At 38.9% G+C, this 17,711-nt stretch carries 10 protein-coding genes and 1 other RNA gene; 7 read left to right on the forward strand and 4 right to left on the reverse strand.

Going from position 1 to position 17,711, the window contains the following annotated elements:
- Window positions 1–207: 207 nt before the first annotated feature.
- Window positions 208–1,674: an ATP-binding protein gene (locus tag ACC612_RS12270; protein WP_371854848.1), complete on the forward strand. Its 1,467-nt coding sequence runs from the start codon at window positions 208–210 to the stop codon at window positions 1,672–1,674.
- A gap of 43 nt (window positions 1,675–1,717) precedes the next feature.
- Here the strand turns inward: ACC612_RS12270 and ppdK are convergent, their stop codons facing one another.
- Both ppdK and ACC612_RS12280 read right to left on the reverse strand, forming a co-directional pair.
- The gene (gene ppdK / locus ACC612_RS12275) at window positions 1,718–4,384 is read right to left on the reverse strand and encodes a pyruvate, phosphate dikinase (RefSeq protein WP_371854849.1); all 2,667 of its coding nucleotides are present in this window, start codon (window positions 4,382–4,384) and stop codon (window positions 1,718–1,720) included.
- A 315-nt stretch (window positions 4,385–4,699) separates the two neighbouring features.
- A complete protein-coding gene (locus ACC612_RS12280) occupies window positions 4,700–5,506 on the reverse strand; it encodes a nitrilase-related carbon-nitrogen hydrolase (RefSeq protein WP_371854850.1) in 807 nt (268 codons plus the stop codon).
- Between the two features lie 261 nt (window positions 5,507–5,767).
- Here ACC612_RS12280 and ACC612_RS12285 point away from each other — a divergent pair, with 261 nt between their 5' ends.
- The 6 genes from ACC612_RS12285 to rnpB all read left to right on the forward strand — a co-directional run bounded on the left by ACC612_RS12285 (window position 5,768) and on the right by rnpB (window position 13,614).
- Window positions 5,768–5,956: a hypothetical protein gene (locus ACC612_RS12285; protein ID WP_371854851.1), complete on the forward strand. Its 189-nt coding sequence runs from the start codon at window positions 5,768–5,770 to the stop codon at window positions 5,954–5,956.
- A 14-nt stretch (window positions 5,957–5,970) separates the two neighbouring features.
- The gene (locus tag ACC612_RS12290) at window positions 5,971–9,417 is read left to right on the forward strand and encodes a PGF-pre-PGF domain-containing protein (RefSeq protein ID WP_371854852.1); all 3,447 of its coding nucleotides are present in this window, start codon (window positions 5,971–5,973) and stop codon (window positions 9,415–9,417) included.
- A 264-nt stretch (window positions 9,418–9,681) separates the two neighbouring features.
- A complete protein-coding gene (locus ACC612_RS12295) occupies window positions 9,682–10,044 on the forward strand; it encodes a hypothetical protein (protein WP_371854853.1) in 363 nt (120 codons plus the stop codon).
- Between the two features lie 688 nt (window positions 10,045–10,732).
- The gene (locus ACC612_RS12300) at window positions 10,733–12,784 is read left to right on the forward strand and encodes a methyl-accepting chemotaxis protein (RefSeq protein ID WP_371854855.1); all 2,052 of its coding nucleotides are present in this window, start codon (window positions 10,733–10,735) and stop codon (window positions 12,782–12,784) included.
- A 126-nt stretch (window positions 12,785–12,910) separates the two neighbouring features.
- Entirely contained in the window at window positions 12,911–13,117 is a 207-nt protein-coding gene (locus ACC612_RS12305; RefSeq protein ID WP_371854856.1) for a hypothetical protein, read from the forward strand.
- A gap of 147 nt (window positions 13,118–13,264) precedes the next feature.
- Window positions 13,265–13,614: RNase P RNA component (gene rnpB, locus ACC612_RS12310), an RNA gene on the forward strand.
- A gap of 99 nt (window positions 13,615–13,713) precedes the next feature.
- Here rnpB and mprF read toward each other — a convergent pair.
- Together mprF and ACC612_RS12320 are read right to left on the reverse strand one after the other, a co-directional pair.
- Entirely contained in the window at window positions 13,714–16,284 is a 2,571-nt protein-coding gene (mprF, locus tag ACC612_RS12315; protein WP_371854857.1) for a bifunctional lysylphosphatidylglycerol flippase/synthetase MprF, read from the reverse strand.
- A 101-nt stretch (window positions 16,285–16,385) separates the two neighbouring features.
- The gene (locus ACC612_RS12320; RefSeq protein WP_371854858.1) at window positions 16,386–17,591 is read right to left on the reverse strand and encodes an NAD(P)/FAD-dependent oxidoreductase; all 1,206 of its coding nucleotides are present in this window, start codon (window positions 17,589–17,591) and stop codon (window positions 16,386–16,388) included.
- Window positions 17,592–17,711 lie beyond the last annotated feature (120 nt).

Genomic DNA, 17,711 nt, shown 5'->3' on the forward strand with positions numbered 1-17,711 from the left:
TAAGTACTTATTAGACAAAACACAATCATCCCCTTTGTGTTTTCTGTAGGAAGTAATACTCAGGGGACTTATCCTTTTTAAATTATTAGGTGAAAATAAAATCTAAAGTAGGTTTTCTACAGAGCCCAATTAACAATATCTCTTGAATCATTTAGTCCAGACATAAGAACTGAGTACTCAAGTATAAATTATGTTAATGATTCAACAGTGATCGGAACTGAAATATTAACTGATATCAATGGATATCCGGCACAGTTTTTAGATATTGAAATGTCCAGGGCGATTCATCAGCAGGGTGTTTCTGTTCTCAGGTATATGTTCTATGCAATGATCTACATTGGGATGGCATATTTTATTGTTCTTATGATCTCTGTAGAAGGGTCTTTGTTATCCCGGATGTACTCACTAAATAAGAATCTCAAAAAGATTACTATTGATGGATCATTATCGTCGCGAGTAAAGATTGATGGAAACGACGAACTAACTGAACTAGCAGACAACATAAACCACATGCTAGAGTCACTTGAAGAAAATGAAAAAAGGATTCAACAGATCGAACTGGAAAACAAGATCAAATTTGAAAAGACATTCTTAAATTCAATTTGTGGAATTCTGATAATAGATGCTGACACTCATATTATAGTCGAGACAAATCCAGTTGCTGCAAACTTGATAGGCTTAAAGGAAGAAGAAATAATCGGGAACGTTTGCCATAAATTTGTCTGCCCTGCTGAAAAAGGAAAGTGTCCGATCACTGACCTGGGTTCTGTTGTTGACAGATCGGAACGGATGATCCTGAATAAGAATGGAAAAACCATTCCAATTTTGAAATCTGTCGTACCCGTGAGAATTTCGGGAAAAGACTATTTGATAGAAAGTTTTATGGATCTGACAAATGTAAAAAGTGCTGAAGAGGAATTAATCCAGGCAAAGATTATTGCAGAATCTGCAAATCGTGCTAAAAGTACTTTCCTTGCAAACATGAGCCATGAACTAAGGACACCTCTCAATTCTATAATTGGGTTTTCGGATATTATTCTAGAGGGTATGACAGGAGAGATCAATGATGAGCAATCGAAATACTTAGGCTACATTTCTGCAAGTGGACATCATCTTTTATCACTTATTAATAACATACTGGACCTTTCGAAGATAGAAGCTGGAAAGTTTGATTTGAATTTGGAGCCTGTTTTTATTGAAAGCTTGTTTGCAGAAGTTAAGGAATTGATATTACCACTTGCCATTAAAAAGTCAATCAAGGTTAATTTTTCAACTGATAGTAATATCACACAGGTATATGCTGATAGGATACAATTAAAACAGATTCTCTTTAATCTGCTGAGTAATGCTATCAAGTTCACTCCCAAAGATGGAAAGGTAGATACCTTTGCTGAGCTTGTTTCTGACAGGCTAAGAGTTTCAGTAAAGGATAATGGAATTGGAATATCGGAAGAAAATAAGAAAGAATTGTTCCACCCCTTTGCACAACTGAGTTCTGCAACAAATAATAGGTATGAAGGAACAGGACTTGGTCTTTCCCTTGTAAAAAAGTTCGTAGAATTACATAATGGTAAGGTCTGGTTTGAAAGTGAGCTTGGAAAAGGCTCAATTTTCATTTTCGAGTTACCTTTGGATAGTGATCGTGAGAAAACAACTTTAGATGCAGATAGTTAAAAAACATCAATAACAGGGTCCAAAAAGACCCTGTTGAAAAAACTTACTTTTTATTCATTTCTTCTTCTTGAAGTGCTGCATGTGCTGCTGCCATTCTGGCCACAGGTACACGGAAAGGTGAGCAGCTTACATAGTTGAGACCTACTTTATGTCCGAAAATGACAGAGCTAGGTTCGCCTCCGTGCTCACCACAGATGCCTATCTTTAGATCGCGGCGGGTGGATCTACCTTTATCAATACCTATTTTTACAAGTTCACCTACACCGCTTTGGTCAAGCACAGCAAATGGATCGTGTTCCAGAATGGACTGCTCTATATAAGCAGGCAGGAACTTACCCGCATCATCTCTGCTAAAACCAAATGTTGTCTGCGTAAGATCATTTGTACCAAAGGAGAAGAATTCTGCCTCACGGGCTATCTTATCAGCAGTAAGTGCAGCCCTTGGAAGTTCTATCATGGTACCTATCTTGTAATTAATTTTTACACCTTTTTCTGCCATGACATCGCTTGCTATTTTTACAACCTGCTTCTTGACGATCTGCAGCTCTTTAACGTGAGATACAAGAGGGATCATTATCTCTGGCACAATGGACATACCGTCGTTGGCAAGCTCACAAGCAGCTTCAATAATGGCCTGTACCTGCATTTCATAAATTTCAGGATACACAACACCAAGTCTGCATCCCCTGAAACCGAGCATCGGATTGATTTCTTTTAAGAATTCTACCCTATCCATTACTTTCTTAACTCTGTTAATCTCCTCTGCTGAAGCACCTTTACTCTCAAGTTCCATTAATTTCTCTTTGGCTTCCTCATGATTTGGAAGGAATTCGTGAAGTGGTGGGTCAAGCAAACGGATAGTTACAGGGTAACCGTCCATAGCACGGAATATGCCAACAAAATCCTCTCTCTGCATAGGAAGAAGCTTTGCAAGAGCACTTCTTCTTGAGGCTTCACTGTCGGCCATGATCATTTCTCTTACAACCGGAATCCGGTTTTCACCAAAGAACATATGCTCTGTACGGCATAATCCAATTCCTTCGGCACCGAAATCCCTGGCAACTTTAGCATCATATGGAGTATCGGCATTTGTCCTTACACCCAGGGTTCTCACTTCATCTGCCCATTGTAGAACTGTCCTAAGCTCTCCGCTCACTTCAGGTGTAATAAGAGGGACTTGTCCTATAATGAGACGGCCCGTTGAACCGTCAATAGAGATATAATCACCTTCATTTACCATGCAATAACCTGCATAGAAGACACGGTTCTTAATATCGATTACAACATCGCCGCATCCTGCAACACATGGTTTACCCATACCTCTGGCAACCACTGCAGCATGAGATGTCATTCCACCACGTACGGTAAGAATACCTTCTGCTGCATTCATACCACCGATGTCTTCAGGAGAGGTTTCAGCACGTACAAGGATTACCTTTTCACCAGCCTCTGCCATTTCTTCCGCATGCTCAGCAGTGAAAACAACCTTACCCACTGCAGCGCCAGGAGAAGCAGGAAGTCCTGTTGCTGCTGCCTTAAGATTTGCATTCGGGTCTACCATCGGGTGCAATAATTTGTCAATCTGATTAGGATCTATCCTCAAAAGAGCAGTTTTCTTGTCAATTAGACCTTCTTCAACCATGTCTACTGCAATTTTTATTGCAGCAGCAGCAGTGCGTTTTCCATTACGCGTCTGCAACATGTACAATTTGCCCTGCTCAATGGTAAACTCAATATCCTGCATGTCGCAGAAATGAGTCTCCAATTTGGAATAGATATCTTCAAGCTGTTCGAAAGCATCAGGCATTACCTCTTTTAGAGTAGAAATCGGGCTAGGTGTCCTGATACCTGCTACAACATCCTCTCCCTGAGCATTAATGAGATATTCTCCATAGAAGCGTTTTTGTCCGGTTGCAGGATCTCTTGTGAAAGCAACACCTGTACCAGATGTTTCACCCATGTTTCCGTAAACCATTGACTGCACATTAACTGCAGTACCCCAGTCTGCAGGAATGTTGTTCAGTTTACGGTATGTTATGGCACGCTGGTTGTTCCATGACTCGAAAACAGCATTTATAGCCATCATGAGCTGTTTGCGTGCATCCTGTGGAAACTTTCCACCGGTTTCGTTTTCTATAATCTGTTTAAAATCTTCCACAAGTTCCTTAAGGGCAGCTACATCGAGTTCTGTGTCCTGCCTAACGCCTAAAGAGTGTTTTTTCTCAGTCAATGTATGTTCGAACTTGTCATGCTCAATACCCAGAACGACATCTCCAAACATTGTCAGGAAACGCCTGTAACTGTCATAAGCAAATCTTGAATTGTTGGTACTCTTTGCAAGACCAAGAACAGATTCATCATTCATTCCAAGATTTAAAACAGTATCCATCATTCCTGGCATTGAAACACGTGCACCCGAACGTACCGACACGAGCAATGGATTACCGTCATTACCAAATGTTTTCCCAGATACCTCTTCAAGCCTTGAAATAGCAGCATCAATCTGCTCCAGTAGTCCTGCAGGATAACCATTATCTTTGAGATACTGAACACAGACTTCAGCTGTGATAGTAAAGCCAGGTGGCACTGGAATGCCAAGATTTGCCATTTCTGCCAGGTTTGCGCCTTTGCCACCCAGCAGGTCTTTCATACTGTTTCTTCCTTCTGTCTTATTACCGCCGAAAAAGTACACGTATTTATTCTCTGCCACCAACTTTCCTCCCTTTAGACCTGATGCATCAGATGATAGCTGTTTTTGGTTGGATTATGTATGGAATGCACCACAATTGGTGTATTTGTATATAAGGTTGATTGCCTAGAACCTGTATTCTAGACATCAATGTTAATACTGAGTATTAATATAAATATTTATACTGGCAGAAATGATTAAATTAAACTTAGCGTGAGAGATTACAAGTAATTTAGCAAATGAGGTATCCATTTAATAGAATTGAATGTAGTTTTAACTCAGGTTGCAAATAGCATCCAAAATATGCAATATTATTAATACATTACTACCTCAGGTTCAGTATAAATCCAGTTGCCTATTGTCTAATAATGAGACTTTACCACGAATCCTCTGTGTTTCATCGGTATCAATCTCTCCCACGACAAAACACTCCTCATTTCCAGCTTCAACTTTAACATTGCCCCATGCATTGACTATCATAGAATTACCAAAGTATGAAGATAATGGAGCTGTACCTACACGATTGCAAGCAATATGAGGGATCTGGTTCTCTATGGCCCTTGCGGCTACAAGAGCCTTCCATTGGGTTAATTTGGGATTTGCGAATTCAGCAACCGTTACCAATATATCAGCATCTGCAAGCACTAATTTTCGTGATACCTCAGGGAATCGGATCTCAAAACAAATCTGAAGTCCAATAGTAATTCCAAGCTTTTCAAGTTTTATTGGACATATTTGTTCTCCCCTTGAGAAATGTGTTTTTTCCATTCCATAAAGATGAGTTTTCCTATAAACTCCACTTAGAGTCCCGGATTCAATGCAAAAACCTAGATTATGGTATTTATACACACTAGAATTTTCAACTTTTTTTTCGATAATAGAGCCTATAATCACACAATCATGTATCTTCGAAAAGTCCAAAAACTCTGCTACTGTAGGGTATTCTTCAACTCTTTGAGAAGCAGAACTTTCAGCTATCGATTCAAGATCTTTATAACAAAAACCAGTTGAAAAAGCTTCAGGGAACACTATTATTTGTGAACCAGAATCGATTGCATTTTTTGCCATAAGAAGAGCTTTTTTAACGTTTGTTTCTTTAGAACATTGTGCAATATTCATCTGAATACAAGATACCTTGATCATTGCCGCTATAACACACCCACATAAAGTTAAGGATAAATAATTCAAGAAATCATAATAAAGTTATCTTTTGCCTGTTTAGATTCATTCCATAATGAGTCTTATTTGAATTCTAGATGAAAGCATTTAAAGCCATTGAATGCATTTCATCATTATAATAATGAGCACATATTAATTTAGAGATATTTTAATATAGATAAATATAGAAGTGAACTCCATTCTCTTAAAAAAGAGAAATGGTAAAACAATTCAACGGTATCGATCATGCAAAAACAGATATCTACTCATTTGATACTTCGGATCGCATCATGTATCCTTTCAAGCGGTCTTGGGTATTATAGTTCAGAAAGGGACAAAATTCTGCCCCTGACTAGTAATAGCTCCAGCAGTAATGATACTGTTAGACTGTTCGTAGGCATGCAAAATCCGATGAATGTGAAAATATCTGTGTAGACTGGTGATAGAAAATGCTACTAAAGCTTAATAGTCCAATCTATTTTGGGCTGATATTATTTTGTCTGATGATGATCACAGGAGTTAGCTCGGCTGAAAAACTCGATGTGAGTTTTGTCAGCCAGTACAATGACCTTTACAGCGATAACAGCATAACCAATGATCTGTTAACACAGGCGCAGAACTTTTCCGGTCACTATGGAGGAAGTGTGTATAATGTTGCAGTTGCCGGAAATTATGCATACGTTGGACAGGGACAGGACATGTTAGTGATCGATATCAGTGATCCATCTAATCCTTCAAGTGTTGGAAGCGTCACAACCCCGGCATTGGTCAATAATATTGCAGTATCAGGAAATTATGCATATATCGCCAATGGGGAAAATGGGCTTGAAATAGTAGATATCACAAATAAGACAGCACCTACTATTAGAGGAAATTATAGTACTGATTCTGCTAATGGTGTTGCAGTATCAGGCAACTATACATACATAGCTGATGGTTACAATGGCCTTATAATTGTAGATGTATCAAATCCAGATGTACCAAGCCATGAAGGAACACGTAATACTGCCGGTTACTCTTCCAGTGTTATATTATCAGGCAATTATGCATATGTAGCCGATGGGGCTGATGGCCTTGTAGTTATAGACATCACAAACCCGGCAACTCCGACAATTGCAGGAACATGTGACACCAGTGGAAGCGCATTAGATGTTGCTATATCAGGAAACTATACATATGTGGCTGATAATAGCAGTGGGCTTGTAATTATAGATACTGCAAATCCAGCAAGTCCGATAATTACAGGAAATGTTACTACAGGAGATACTGCTCTTGCAGTTGCAGTATCAGGAAACTATGCGTATGTACCTAACAATAATGGTGGTCTTGTAGTCGTAAACGTTGCAAATAAAGCTTCACCAACTATTGCAGCAGTATATACTGGTACTGCAGGATATGCATATGATGTTGCAATTGCAGGAAATTATGCATACACAGCATTTACCAGAAGTGGCCTTACAGTAGTCGATATCACTGACCCCGAATCACCTATCACAGAAGGAAGATATGATGCTTCCGGATATGCATCCGGTGTTGCCGTATCTGGCAATTATGCATACTTAGCCTATGGATATATGGGACTTGCAATTGTAGATATTGCTAATAAAGAATCTCCAACTCTTGCAGGTAGTTATATTACCACTGGATACGCACGTGATGTTGCTGTAGCAGGAAATTATGCATATATAGCAGATGGAAATAGTGGTCTTGTAATCTTGGATGTTACAAATAAAGCATCTCCAACTGTAAAAGGTAGTCGTGATACTTCCGGGCATGCATGGGGAGTTACCTTATCAGGAAACTATGCGTATGTAGCAGATGGTGCCGGAGGTCTTGTAATCATTGATATAAGCAACCCAGCCGCGCCAGCCCAAATTGGTATTTACGATACCCCTGGCAATGCCGAAACTGTTGCAATAGTAGATAATTATGCATATGTAGCAGATGGAGACAGTGGACTTATAGTTGTAGATATCACAAATAAAGCATCTCCAACTCTTAAGGGCAGTTACGATACCAGTGGACATGCATATGGCATTTCAGCAGTGAATAATTATGCCTACATAGCTGATGGTAGTGATGGCCTTGTGATACTAAACATCACAGATCCTGCAACTCCAGCATATAAGGGAAACCTGACTACTAACTTTGCACAGAGCATTGCAGTATTAGGTAATTATGCATACATTGCAGATGACAGTCATGGTCTTGTAATTATAGACATCAGTAACCCTGCATCACCAGAACTTGAAGACAGTTACAATACAGTGGGTTATGGATACGGGGTTACAATTTCAGGTAGTTATGTATATGTAGCTGATTTTGATAATGGACTGGTAATCCTCCATGTAGATACTATACCAGACACAACAGCTCCAGCATCTGTAACAGAACTCGAAGCCGGGGTAGGATCTAGCTGGATCAACTGGACATGGACAAACCCCACTGATGAGGATTTTAACTATGCTACAGTATATATTGATAATGCATTTGTCACAAACACATCCACAGGATACTACAATTTAACTAGCCTGTCTGAAGGAACTACTCATATAATTAGTACCAGAACAGTAGACACATCTGGAAACATTAACTCAACATGGGTTAACGATTCAGCAAGCACTACAGTATCAGCTGATATTATACCACCTGCATCTGTAACTAACCTGGGAGAAACTGATGTAGATCCTGACTGGATCAGTTGGACATGGACAAATCCTGACGATGCAGACTTCAGCCATGTGATGATCTACCTGAACGGTACCTTTATCACAAACACAACTGACAGTTCAATCAGTTATTACAATGCAACAGGACTTTCTGAAGGAGCTACATACACTATAGGTTTGAAGACAGTCGACTCATCAGGGAACATAAATTCGACTATGGTAAATGACTCAGCCATCACGAGAAATTATCCAGTAGTCTCCGGTGTTTCTGGAACAAACATCACTAAGACTTCGATTACATTAACCTGGACAGCTTCTGACGATACTACGACAGTACAAATTAGCAGAAACAACGTTGTTATAGGTAATGTTACCGGATCAATATCTTATGTAGACACTAGTCTGACCAGTGGTACTACATATACGTATACCCTGACCCCGTACAACCAGGATGGTCTTGCAGGTGAAGCAGTAAGCGTTAGCGCGAGAACTACATCCAGTAGCAGTGGTGGAAGCAGCAGAAGTAGTAGTAGCAGCAGTGGAGGTAGTGGTGGATCAGTTTCAGTAGAGGATTATACTAACCTGGCACTGAAGGATGTTGCAAATGCCTACCTGAGAATCAACACAACTGCAACCTATCAGTTCACAAAGGAAGGAAACCCTATACAGTCAATAAGTTTCTATTCCCTTAAGAACTCAGGAGAGATTACTTCTACCGTAGAGGTACTGAATAATAGGTCAAAGCTAGCCAACAGCACTCCAGAGGGTTCTATATACCAATATATCAACTTGTGGGTAGGAAAGGCTGGATTTGCAACACCGTCTAGCATTAAAGATGCACGCGTGCAGTTCAGAGTAAATGCTTCATGGATCCAGCAGATGGGAATAAGTCCTTCAGATGTGAAACTGCAGAGATATAATGGAACTGCATGGGAAGTATTGCCTACTACTATAGTAAGCAACACTACAGATTATGTAGTATTTGAATCTCAAACACCGGGGTTCTCTCCATTCGCTATAACTGCTGAAAAAGTAGTCACTATAGCTTCAAATGAGAATGTGCAGTCAAATAATGAAAATGAAGTACCTGTAAGCAACATTAATCAAACAGATGGTGATCAAAAGGCAGGAGCACAATCATCATCTGTTATGTGGATAATCATAGCTGTTATCCTTGTGATAGGATTTGCTATAGTTGGTTACACATATTTGAAGAAACAAAAGTAAAGATATTTTTGTCCCCTGCACTTATCGTGCAGGTTTTTTCTGCATTACTTTTTTATTATTTTTTGCTCTTCACATAACCCATGCATAGCCTATATTTTGGCTATTACAAATCTCATCATTATGAGTATTAACATATTCAATATATTCACTATGTTTAAATATGCGAAGATCTGACTTCTGTCTGTCTTACATAGAAAAAGACGCAGTGGTACAAAACAGAGAATTTGTTGTGTATTGGGAAAATATTTAGAGAAGGATGACAAAATGAAGATATTCGCAGCATTGTTGGTTCTAATAGCTTTTTGTACGGGTGCTCAAGCATACTCCGTTCCTCCAATGAACATTACTAACACTACTCAGCAGATAGTTATTGATGAAACTGAAGCTGCAGAAATTCCAATTGCAGAAAATGAGAATGTTCTGGAACTGGATGCAAGATCCCATCCTGTAGAAACTGAACCAATTATGATAACAACTGCAATCACTAATTCTATTATCGGACAGAACAGCGAATCTAATATTAAATCATTAAACTCTGTGAACAACAAAGGCTCGTATGCAGTATTAGGAATTGCCCTGATACTGATGACCCTGATTGCAGTAGCAATCCATAACATCAGAAAGTAAAGATGATGTAAAACAGGTACCTCAAAAACTAGAGGGGATAGGTGCCTGACTTTTCTAATTAGGTCTTTGAGAATTTTATATGCATATTTCTTTTTAGTTTTCAGTTATAGTGCTTGCATCAAATTATTCATTTTTTTGTTGAAAGAACAATAAAGAAGAGTTCAAGGATAAAAAATAATTCAACATGAAAACTGCAGGTCACATTTCGTATCCTCAAAGTATTCACCTTGAGCTTTGCCCCCAATAATAGTTTTTATTTTGTTAGGCTTAAAACAAATAGGGCATCTACGAACGATTTCATGATTTTTCAGGATTACGAAAAACTCGTTCCTACAATGGTAACACTTTACTACTATACTCCTAAGTAGCCCTCAAGTTGGGATGTAATTTTAATTATATAAGTATTTCATTTCGAATTAGTCAAGAAAAGTGAACATGTGCACAAAAGATCCCGCTTAAACATTGCTAAATATCCAGACATACAAACATTTCACACTATGAAAATAAATTATAGGAAGATATTGTATTATTTATGTTGAGAATGCCATATAAAATGGTGCCTGTTTAGAGATAGATATATATTATATGAGTAGATAAAATTGTAAATATAATATTAGTTAATTTGGATTATCGCCCCCAGAATAATTCGTGAACACACTAACATTCCACAGAAAGATGAGGGACAAAAATGGATTTCAAAAACATACCTATCAGTCGCAAGATCATTGCGATGGCACTGATTTTAACTATATTACCTGCAACCATTGTAGGACTTTATGCTTATGAAAAGACATCAAACGCTATCCATACACAACTTAATGAAAGACTGCATGAGCAAGTAAAATTGGAAAAACAGTATATTGACGCTGTTTTTTCAGTTGGCAAAGAGACCATTCAAGCTGACATTGGGATAGCTACCACTACATTCCAGTTACTTGGTGACCCAACGATATCTGATGGCAAATTAATGTTTGGAGATTATACTGTTAATGGCAACTACGATGTCGTTGATAACATAAAACAAGAAACTAGCGGAGAAGTAACTGTTTTTCAAGTAAAAGATGGTTCAGCAACTCGTGTATCTACAACAATACGCGATGCAAATGGAAACCGTCTTGTGGGAACGAGTCTATCAGATACAGTTTATAATACTGTTGTAGGCAAAGGTGAAACATACGAAGGAAGATCTGAAGTGCTGGGAGAGACGTATATAGGAATCTACTCACCAATAAAAGATGTATCCGGAAAGATCATAGGTATAATGTTTGCTGGTCTTCCGGAAGAGCACTACAGACTCATTGTCAAAGAGCAAATGAATGGAATCCAGTTTGGTGAAACAGGATATATGTATGCAATGGATTCCACAGGAAAACTCGTAATTCACCCCACTAAAGAAAGGGAAAGCCTTGCTGCCGAAGACTTTGCACAGGAAATGATTGCAAATAAAGAAGGAGAGATCATCTATAACTGGCAGGGCAGAGACAAGATGATGAGTTACACTTACTATGAACCTACAGACTGGATTATCGCATCCGGTACATACATAGATGAATTTGAAGCCCCGGTAGTCGCTATTCGTAACGGTATCATAGGTGTAGTGGCTGTTTTCATCATTCTGGGTTCTGCTTTTGCCCTGCTGATCAACAGATCAATTTCTGGCGGTATTAATAGCATGGTAAATGACTTCAAGCAGATATCATCTGATGCACTTGAAGGAAAGATCGACACCCGGGCAAGTACTGACGTGGGTGTGGATTTTGTCGCTATACCTACCGGCCTGAACGAGATCCTGAAATCCCTCACAGATGTCATCAGTATGGTCAGTGTCAACGCGAATAATATAGCTATAACTGCAGAAGCGATGTCTGCCTCCATCGAGGAAACGACTGCTGCATCTGAACAGATATCTCAAACTGTAAATGAACTGGCAAAAGGTTCACAGAACCAGTCCTCCAAAACGGAAGAAGTTGCTCATGCAATGGCAGATATGACCAAGACCGTCCAGGATGTCGCTACTAATTCACAGAAAGCTGCAGACACTGCATCACAATCCAGCGATATAATTCAGTCAATGAGCAAATCAGCTGGAGAACTAATCGTAAAGATGGGAGCAATCCAAAAAGCTGAGGCTGATGCTGGAGAGGTGATCAGAGATCTGGACCAGAAATCCAGCCAGATAAGCGAAATAGTAAGCCTGATCACAAACATCGCAGATCAGACTAACTTGCTAGCCCTTAACGCTGCCATAGAAGCTGCACGCGCAGGAGAACATGGCAGAGGTTTTGCAGTAGTTGCCGATGAAGTACGAAAGCTTGCAGAGGATTCTGGCCATGCCGCCAAACAAATCTCAGGCCTCATTCACGAAATGCAGAAGGGAACAAGCAATGCAGTAAGCTCTATCCATAAAAGCTCTGAAGAAGTTACCAATGGTTCTAATGCTCTGAACGAAGCTATGAACAATATGAAGAATGTGGTCGAAGCTGGTAACAGTATTGCTCTGATGGTCCAGGAAATTGCAGCAGCTTCAGAAGAACAATCCGCATCCATAGAAGAAATTACATCTTCAGTTGAGGAGGTAGCAGCTATCTCGCAGGAAGCAGCCGCTGGAACTCAGGAAGCTTCTGCTGGTGTGGAACAACAAAATGCAGCCATGCAGGAACTTTCCAAGAATGCACAGGAATTGGCAGGAATGGCTGCAAGTATGCAAAAAATGGTTGCAAAATATATCCAGAATAAATAAGACAAAAATGCTCATCCGGCTTTTAACATTTCGGATGAGATTCTACTTTTTCTTTTTGGCTTAAGCCTTAATTACTATGAATTCTTATTTTAGTTTGGAGGGATTACTATCGCCAAACTGCAGATAATGAAATGTAGAGATCTTGGTTTCAATGATGACTTTATTGTTATTGAACAGGACCGTGAAGCTGCAAAAAAGAAGATGATGGATCATATATTGGAAAAGCATAAAGAAGAGTTTGAAATTCTGTCTGAAATGCATCAGGAAGAAATACGTGCAAAAATGGATTTTCTCCTGACCCGTGGTTGTGGTTGCGGAGTCAAAGAGCTTTGAAACCATTCTAGATTAAGCAAGTTGACTTACTTTTTTTAACCTGCATCACTAGCTGATACAATGTCGTGATAAAATATCACTGTTGTACACCTAGTAGTAGGCTCTTTTTCATTAGATTTATATCTGATGTAGCTTTCTAGGATATCGGAGAGAGGAAGGGCGGCTTCCGGGCCAATGGCCTGAGGAAAGTCTCCCCACCATCTGAACACACGAACACTTGTAAAGGGTGTCTGGCGAGAGCCAGGGCTCTGGCACAGAAACGATACCACTCCATGCCAATGCAATGATACTGAAAGGTTGAGGTCGTATGGAATGTGGATGGAACGGTGAATCCTCGTGGGTGCAAGTCAGAAGTAGGGATAAACGGAGTTCAGACCGTCCCCGAAGTTAACGACGCTTAGCTGAATGCCGCAGCTGCAAATGCCACCGGCTGTCTCTTTAGCGCCATGCGCAACGGGATTTTTGCAGTAACAGAAGGGAGCTTACTCTCCTCACTCCTCTGAAATTCCTTAATGATGCATGAATTAGCGTACTTAACTTACGATTAACGGGGTGTGGGGTTAGAGATAGCCCACGCACTTTAGTCGTGGGAGCAGTCACTTGAGGAATATTTCTTTAGCTCCGCCTGAGATTAAAAGTGCAACATCCTTCAAAGCAGATACTTGTTTAAAACTACTGGGTAAGGCTACATATTTTGGCTCCCAGACTGGATTAAATTTATTTTTGTATGCTCTTAAGCCTTTGAAATTATAGAAATATTCACCGTGCTTGTAAATAGCTGCACCAATTTTTGTCCATAACGGTGCAAGATTTCGATCTTCCAGGCCAGAAAGGGGTGACATTCCAAGAGAGAAATATTCATATCCATTCTCTTTACCCCATAACATGAGCTTCACAAAAAGATATTCCATAGTTCTATCTGCAATTGCAGGGTCGTAACGCATCAAATCAATGGTAAGTTCTTCTTTTTTGGCTCCAAGCCATATGTTTGCAAAAGAAACGATTTTGTCTTCTTTCTTGACAACAGCTAACGGAAAATTGCTTAGATAAGTAATATCAAAAAAACCCATTGAGAATTTCTTTTCATGAGTGTGTTTTATTTCCAACCATGCGTCTGAAATTAATTTCAATTCTTTCTCATGATCCAAAACATATTCATCAGGCATTACTTCGAAATGATATCCAGCTTTTTCCATACGTTTTATGGAATATCGAAAATCCTTTCCAGCACTTCCTTCAATATTGAATTCAGGAAGTTTGACCTTTGCCTCTTCTCCAATCTTCATCAATTTCAGACCTATGTCTATGTAATAGGGAATAAATTTTTCACTGACTTCATAGAACACAGCCCATCCTTGGTGCAAGTTTGCAGTTTCATGGAAATCCCAAATCAGATCCTTTATGCTCTCATCGTTACCTATGGGATCACCCATACAGATCCAGCTTTTTCCAGATATACCATACATTATGAATGCTTCTTTTCTTTCATCGAAAATCAGATATTTATCTTTAAGCAATGCAAGGTTTCCATTTGTATCTGTGCTTTTCTGAATGATCTGTAAAGCAAGGTCCATATCATCTTTATTCGGCAATCTTATATCTTTGCTTGAACTGCCAAGAAGTTTCAATATACCAACAACTACCAAAATGAATATTGATCCCACAGCTGACCTTAAAAATCTTGATATATGAGAGTCAATGCCAAATTGCCATAATGTTTCATGAGAGTAATCAGCATGCCTGTGAAAGAAAAAGCCAAGCCAGATAAAACTTAAGACAACGAAGGATATTGAAATGACATTATCTTTACTGAATAACTGATTCATTAGAGATGATTTTCTGTAGAAATATTTCCTGTTAGGAAGCAGGGCTAGAAATGTTAGGAATAAAATTAATGCTTCTATGTAATTGAAACTTTTCAGGATGGACAAAACAGCACCTAAAAACAATACTATAAGCGATAGCAGATACGCTCCATCTATTCTTTTCCACAGGCCTTTTGCAACAATCAAAAGCAAAACCCCTACCATACTACTGAGCAGACTGGATGATTCTATCAAAGAAAGTGGAATTATAGTAGCCATTAATCTCATGTTTTCTATTTGGGGTGGCAGAGCTTCAAAAAAAAGAAGAACCATACCAGCAAAAAAGACCAGTACACTAAATATTTGGGGTGTGAATGAAGATAATTTAGAAATGGCCCTCCTATGAGAGCGTGTGAGCATCTTCTTTCTTACATTTATTTCATTATGTGAAAGTAATACTATTCCTGCAATAAAAGGTACAAAATAATACACTAAACGAAACACAACAAGCGTACCAAGAATATCGTCAGAATGAAAATATGGACTGAGCATAAAAAGCATAATGGTTTCAAATACACCAAGCCCTCCAGGTACGGTGCTTATTAGTCCGATCATCTGTGCTATCAGGAAAACTGTGAGTACATACAAATAACTAACATGCCCGTATCCGGGAAGTAAAAAGAAGAATACGCATCCTACAAGAACATAATCCAGTGTTGCTACGACTAGCTGTAAAAATGCTATATTGATCTTTGGAAAGGTTATATCATGCTTTTTGAACGTAAATGACCTTTGTGTCAGACAGAAGAAAAAGTAGCTGAATAAAATCAGAAGTAAAAGAACTCCTGTCGCTTTTAAGTAAATTGGAGGCATGGATATTGATTCCGGCAATTTAAGAGAACCGAAGGTTAGTAATGTTCCTCCAATAAAAGATATACCAACCCAAAAAGTAAGACCGCAGAACGTTACTATCTTTCCTATTTCAAGAAGTGTCAGACCATAAAGAGAATATAGTCTATATCGTAGGGATCCACTTGTCAGAAAATTAAATCCAATATTATAACTTATAGAGGTACTGATAAAAGACGATTTAACTATTTTATCAATTGGTATCCAATGATTCGTATAATGCACTGCTAAAATGTCATAACAGCTTAGTATAATGTAGCTCAGGAATGTAAAAACAAGTACTAAAAAAATATCCTCTGAAGATATGTGCGAGAATACATTATGAATTTCTGCTAAATGCATATGATGCAATTGTTTGTCTAAAGTCACCAATGCAAGCGCAAATATAACAATTGGCAGCAAGTAACTGATTTTCTTAAGACGATTTATGATTTCAGTTTTTGTCTGTAACAAAAGCATTCACCCGGCGCACTTTCGCAGTTTATCCCGTAGCTGTAATAGAGTATAGTTAATCTAAGTTATTAGAATGGTTTGGACGTCCATTTAAGGGGATATTAGGAATTTTTTAAAAACCCCTTAACCATACCAGTAGGTATTTTAAGAAGCGTTATCGGCATTCTGAAAATGCATTTTGTTACATATTCTCTGTAATTGTAAACTCCTTTTCCTGTAAGTACATACATTACAAAAAGTTCAGGGTCATGAATAAACAGATAGAATATTTTCTCTATATAGTCGTGAAATGCGTTTCCGAATTTGTAGGCCATGCGCAAATCGTTGTTAAACAATTCATTACATTTCTTCTCATAAGAAGAAAGTGAATTATTATTGTGGATAGCTTCAGCAGCTGTCTCACCTGCCAGAACACCGCTTGCAACTGCATAGTAGATGCCTTCACCTAAAAAGGGATCCACAAAACCCGCAGCATCACCAACAAGAAGTACCCTTTGATCATACGTCTTGCGATCAATACCGCCTACCGGTACTCTGTGGATATACTTTTTCCTGATATGTGCAGCAAGATCAATCCCCCTTTCCCGGGAAAGGAAGGATATGAAATCATCAAAAGCCTTTGCGGGTTTAATGGTGATGGGTTTCCATAATCCGATACCAATGGACATAATATTGCCTTTAGGAAACACCCAGGCATAGCCCCTGCTTTTTAGAAAGTAAGCCTCTATAAGTTCTTTATCAAGAACACATTTCTTAGCATCTTCTGGGCTTAATTCTACTTCAGTTTCAATACATATTCCATAGCCCTTTGGCTCCCATTTTAGTCTTAGGCCTGTTTCTCTTGCAACAACACTGTTAACACCATCAGCTCCGATAATAATCTTTGCAGTGTACTCTGCTTTTGTTGTTACAACATTTACATATTCCTTATTTACGTCTACTGAGATCACTTTTTCTTCGGTATTAATGACAGCTCCTTTTTGCTGCGCCTGTTTTAAAAGAAAATGATCAAAAGAACTGCGAAAAACAAGTATTGATGCCTGATCTTTAAGTTTGTGTGACAAATGACGCATTCCCGGAGAGTATATTGAAGCTCCATAGCATGGATACTGAGGCTGAACTTCGTCAATTGGACCTATAATCTGCAATGCTTTCGAGGAAACAGCACCTCCACAGGCTTTATAGCGTGGTACTTGTTCTTTTTCCAAAAGGAGGACTTTAAGTCCTTTTTCTGCACATGTGCGTGCAGCCATTGCACCACCGGGTCCACCCCCGACAACTATGACATCATAATCCATAATCTTCACCCATTCATAACCTTATTTCCAGTATCAACTTAAACCAGAGAAGGAATTCATGCTAAATATATGTATTTTTCTGCAAGTTATCAGTAGATACGGAATTGCACTAGTTCTGAGATTTCATTC

Source organism: Methanomethylovorans sp. (genome assembly GCF_041447285.1).
Lineage (GTDB): Archaea > Halobacteriota > Methanosarcinia > Methanosarcinales > Methanosarcinaceae > Methanomethylovorans.

Coding starts and splice junctions, on each gene's coding strand:
- ACC612_RS12280 (WP_371854850.1), bottom strand. CDS start 5,506: ATGATCAAGGTATCTTGTATTCAGATGAATATTGCACAATGTTCTAAA.
- ACC612_RS12285 (WP_371854851.1), top strand. CDS start 5,768: ATGCAAAAACAGATATCTACTCATTTGATACTTCGGATCGCATCATGT.
- ACC612_RS12290 (WP_371854852.1), top strand. CDS start 5,971: ATGCTACTAAAGCTTAATAGTCCAATCTATTTTGGGCTGATATTATTT.
- ACC612_RS12295 (WP_371854853.1), top strand. CDS start 9,682: ATGAAGATATTCGCAGCATTGTTGGTTCTAATAGCTTTTTGTACGGGT.
- ACC612_RS12300 (WP_371854855.1), top strand. CDS start 10,733: ATGGATTTCAAAAACATACCTATCAGTCGCAAGATCATTGCGATGGCA.
- ACC612_RS12305 (WP_371854856.1), top strand. CDS start 12,911: ATGAAATGTAGAGATCTTGGTTTCAATGATGACTTTATTGTTATTGAA.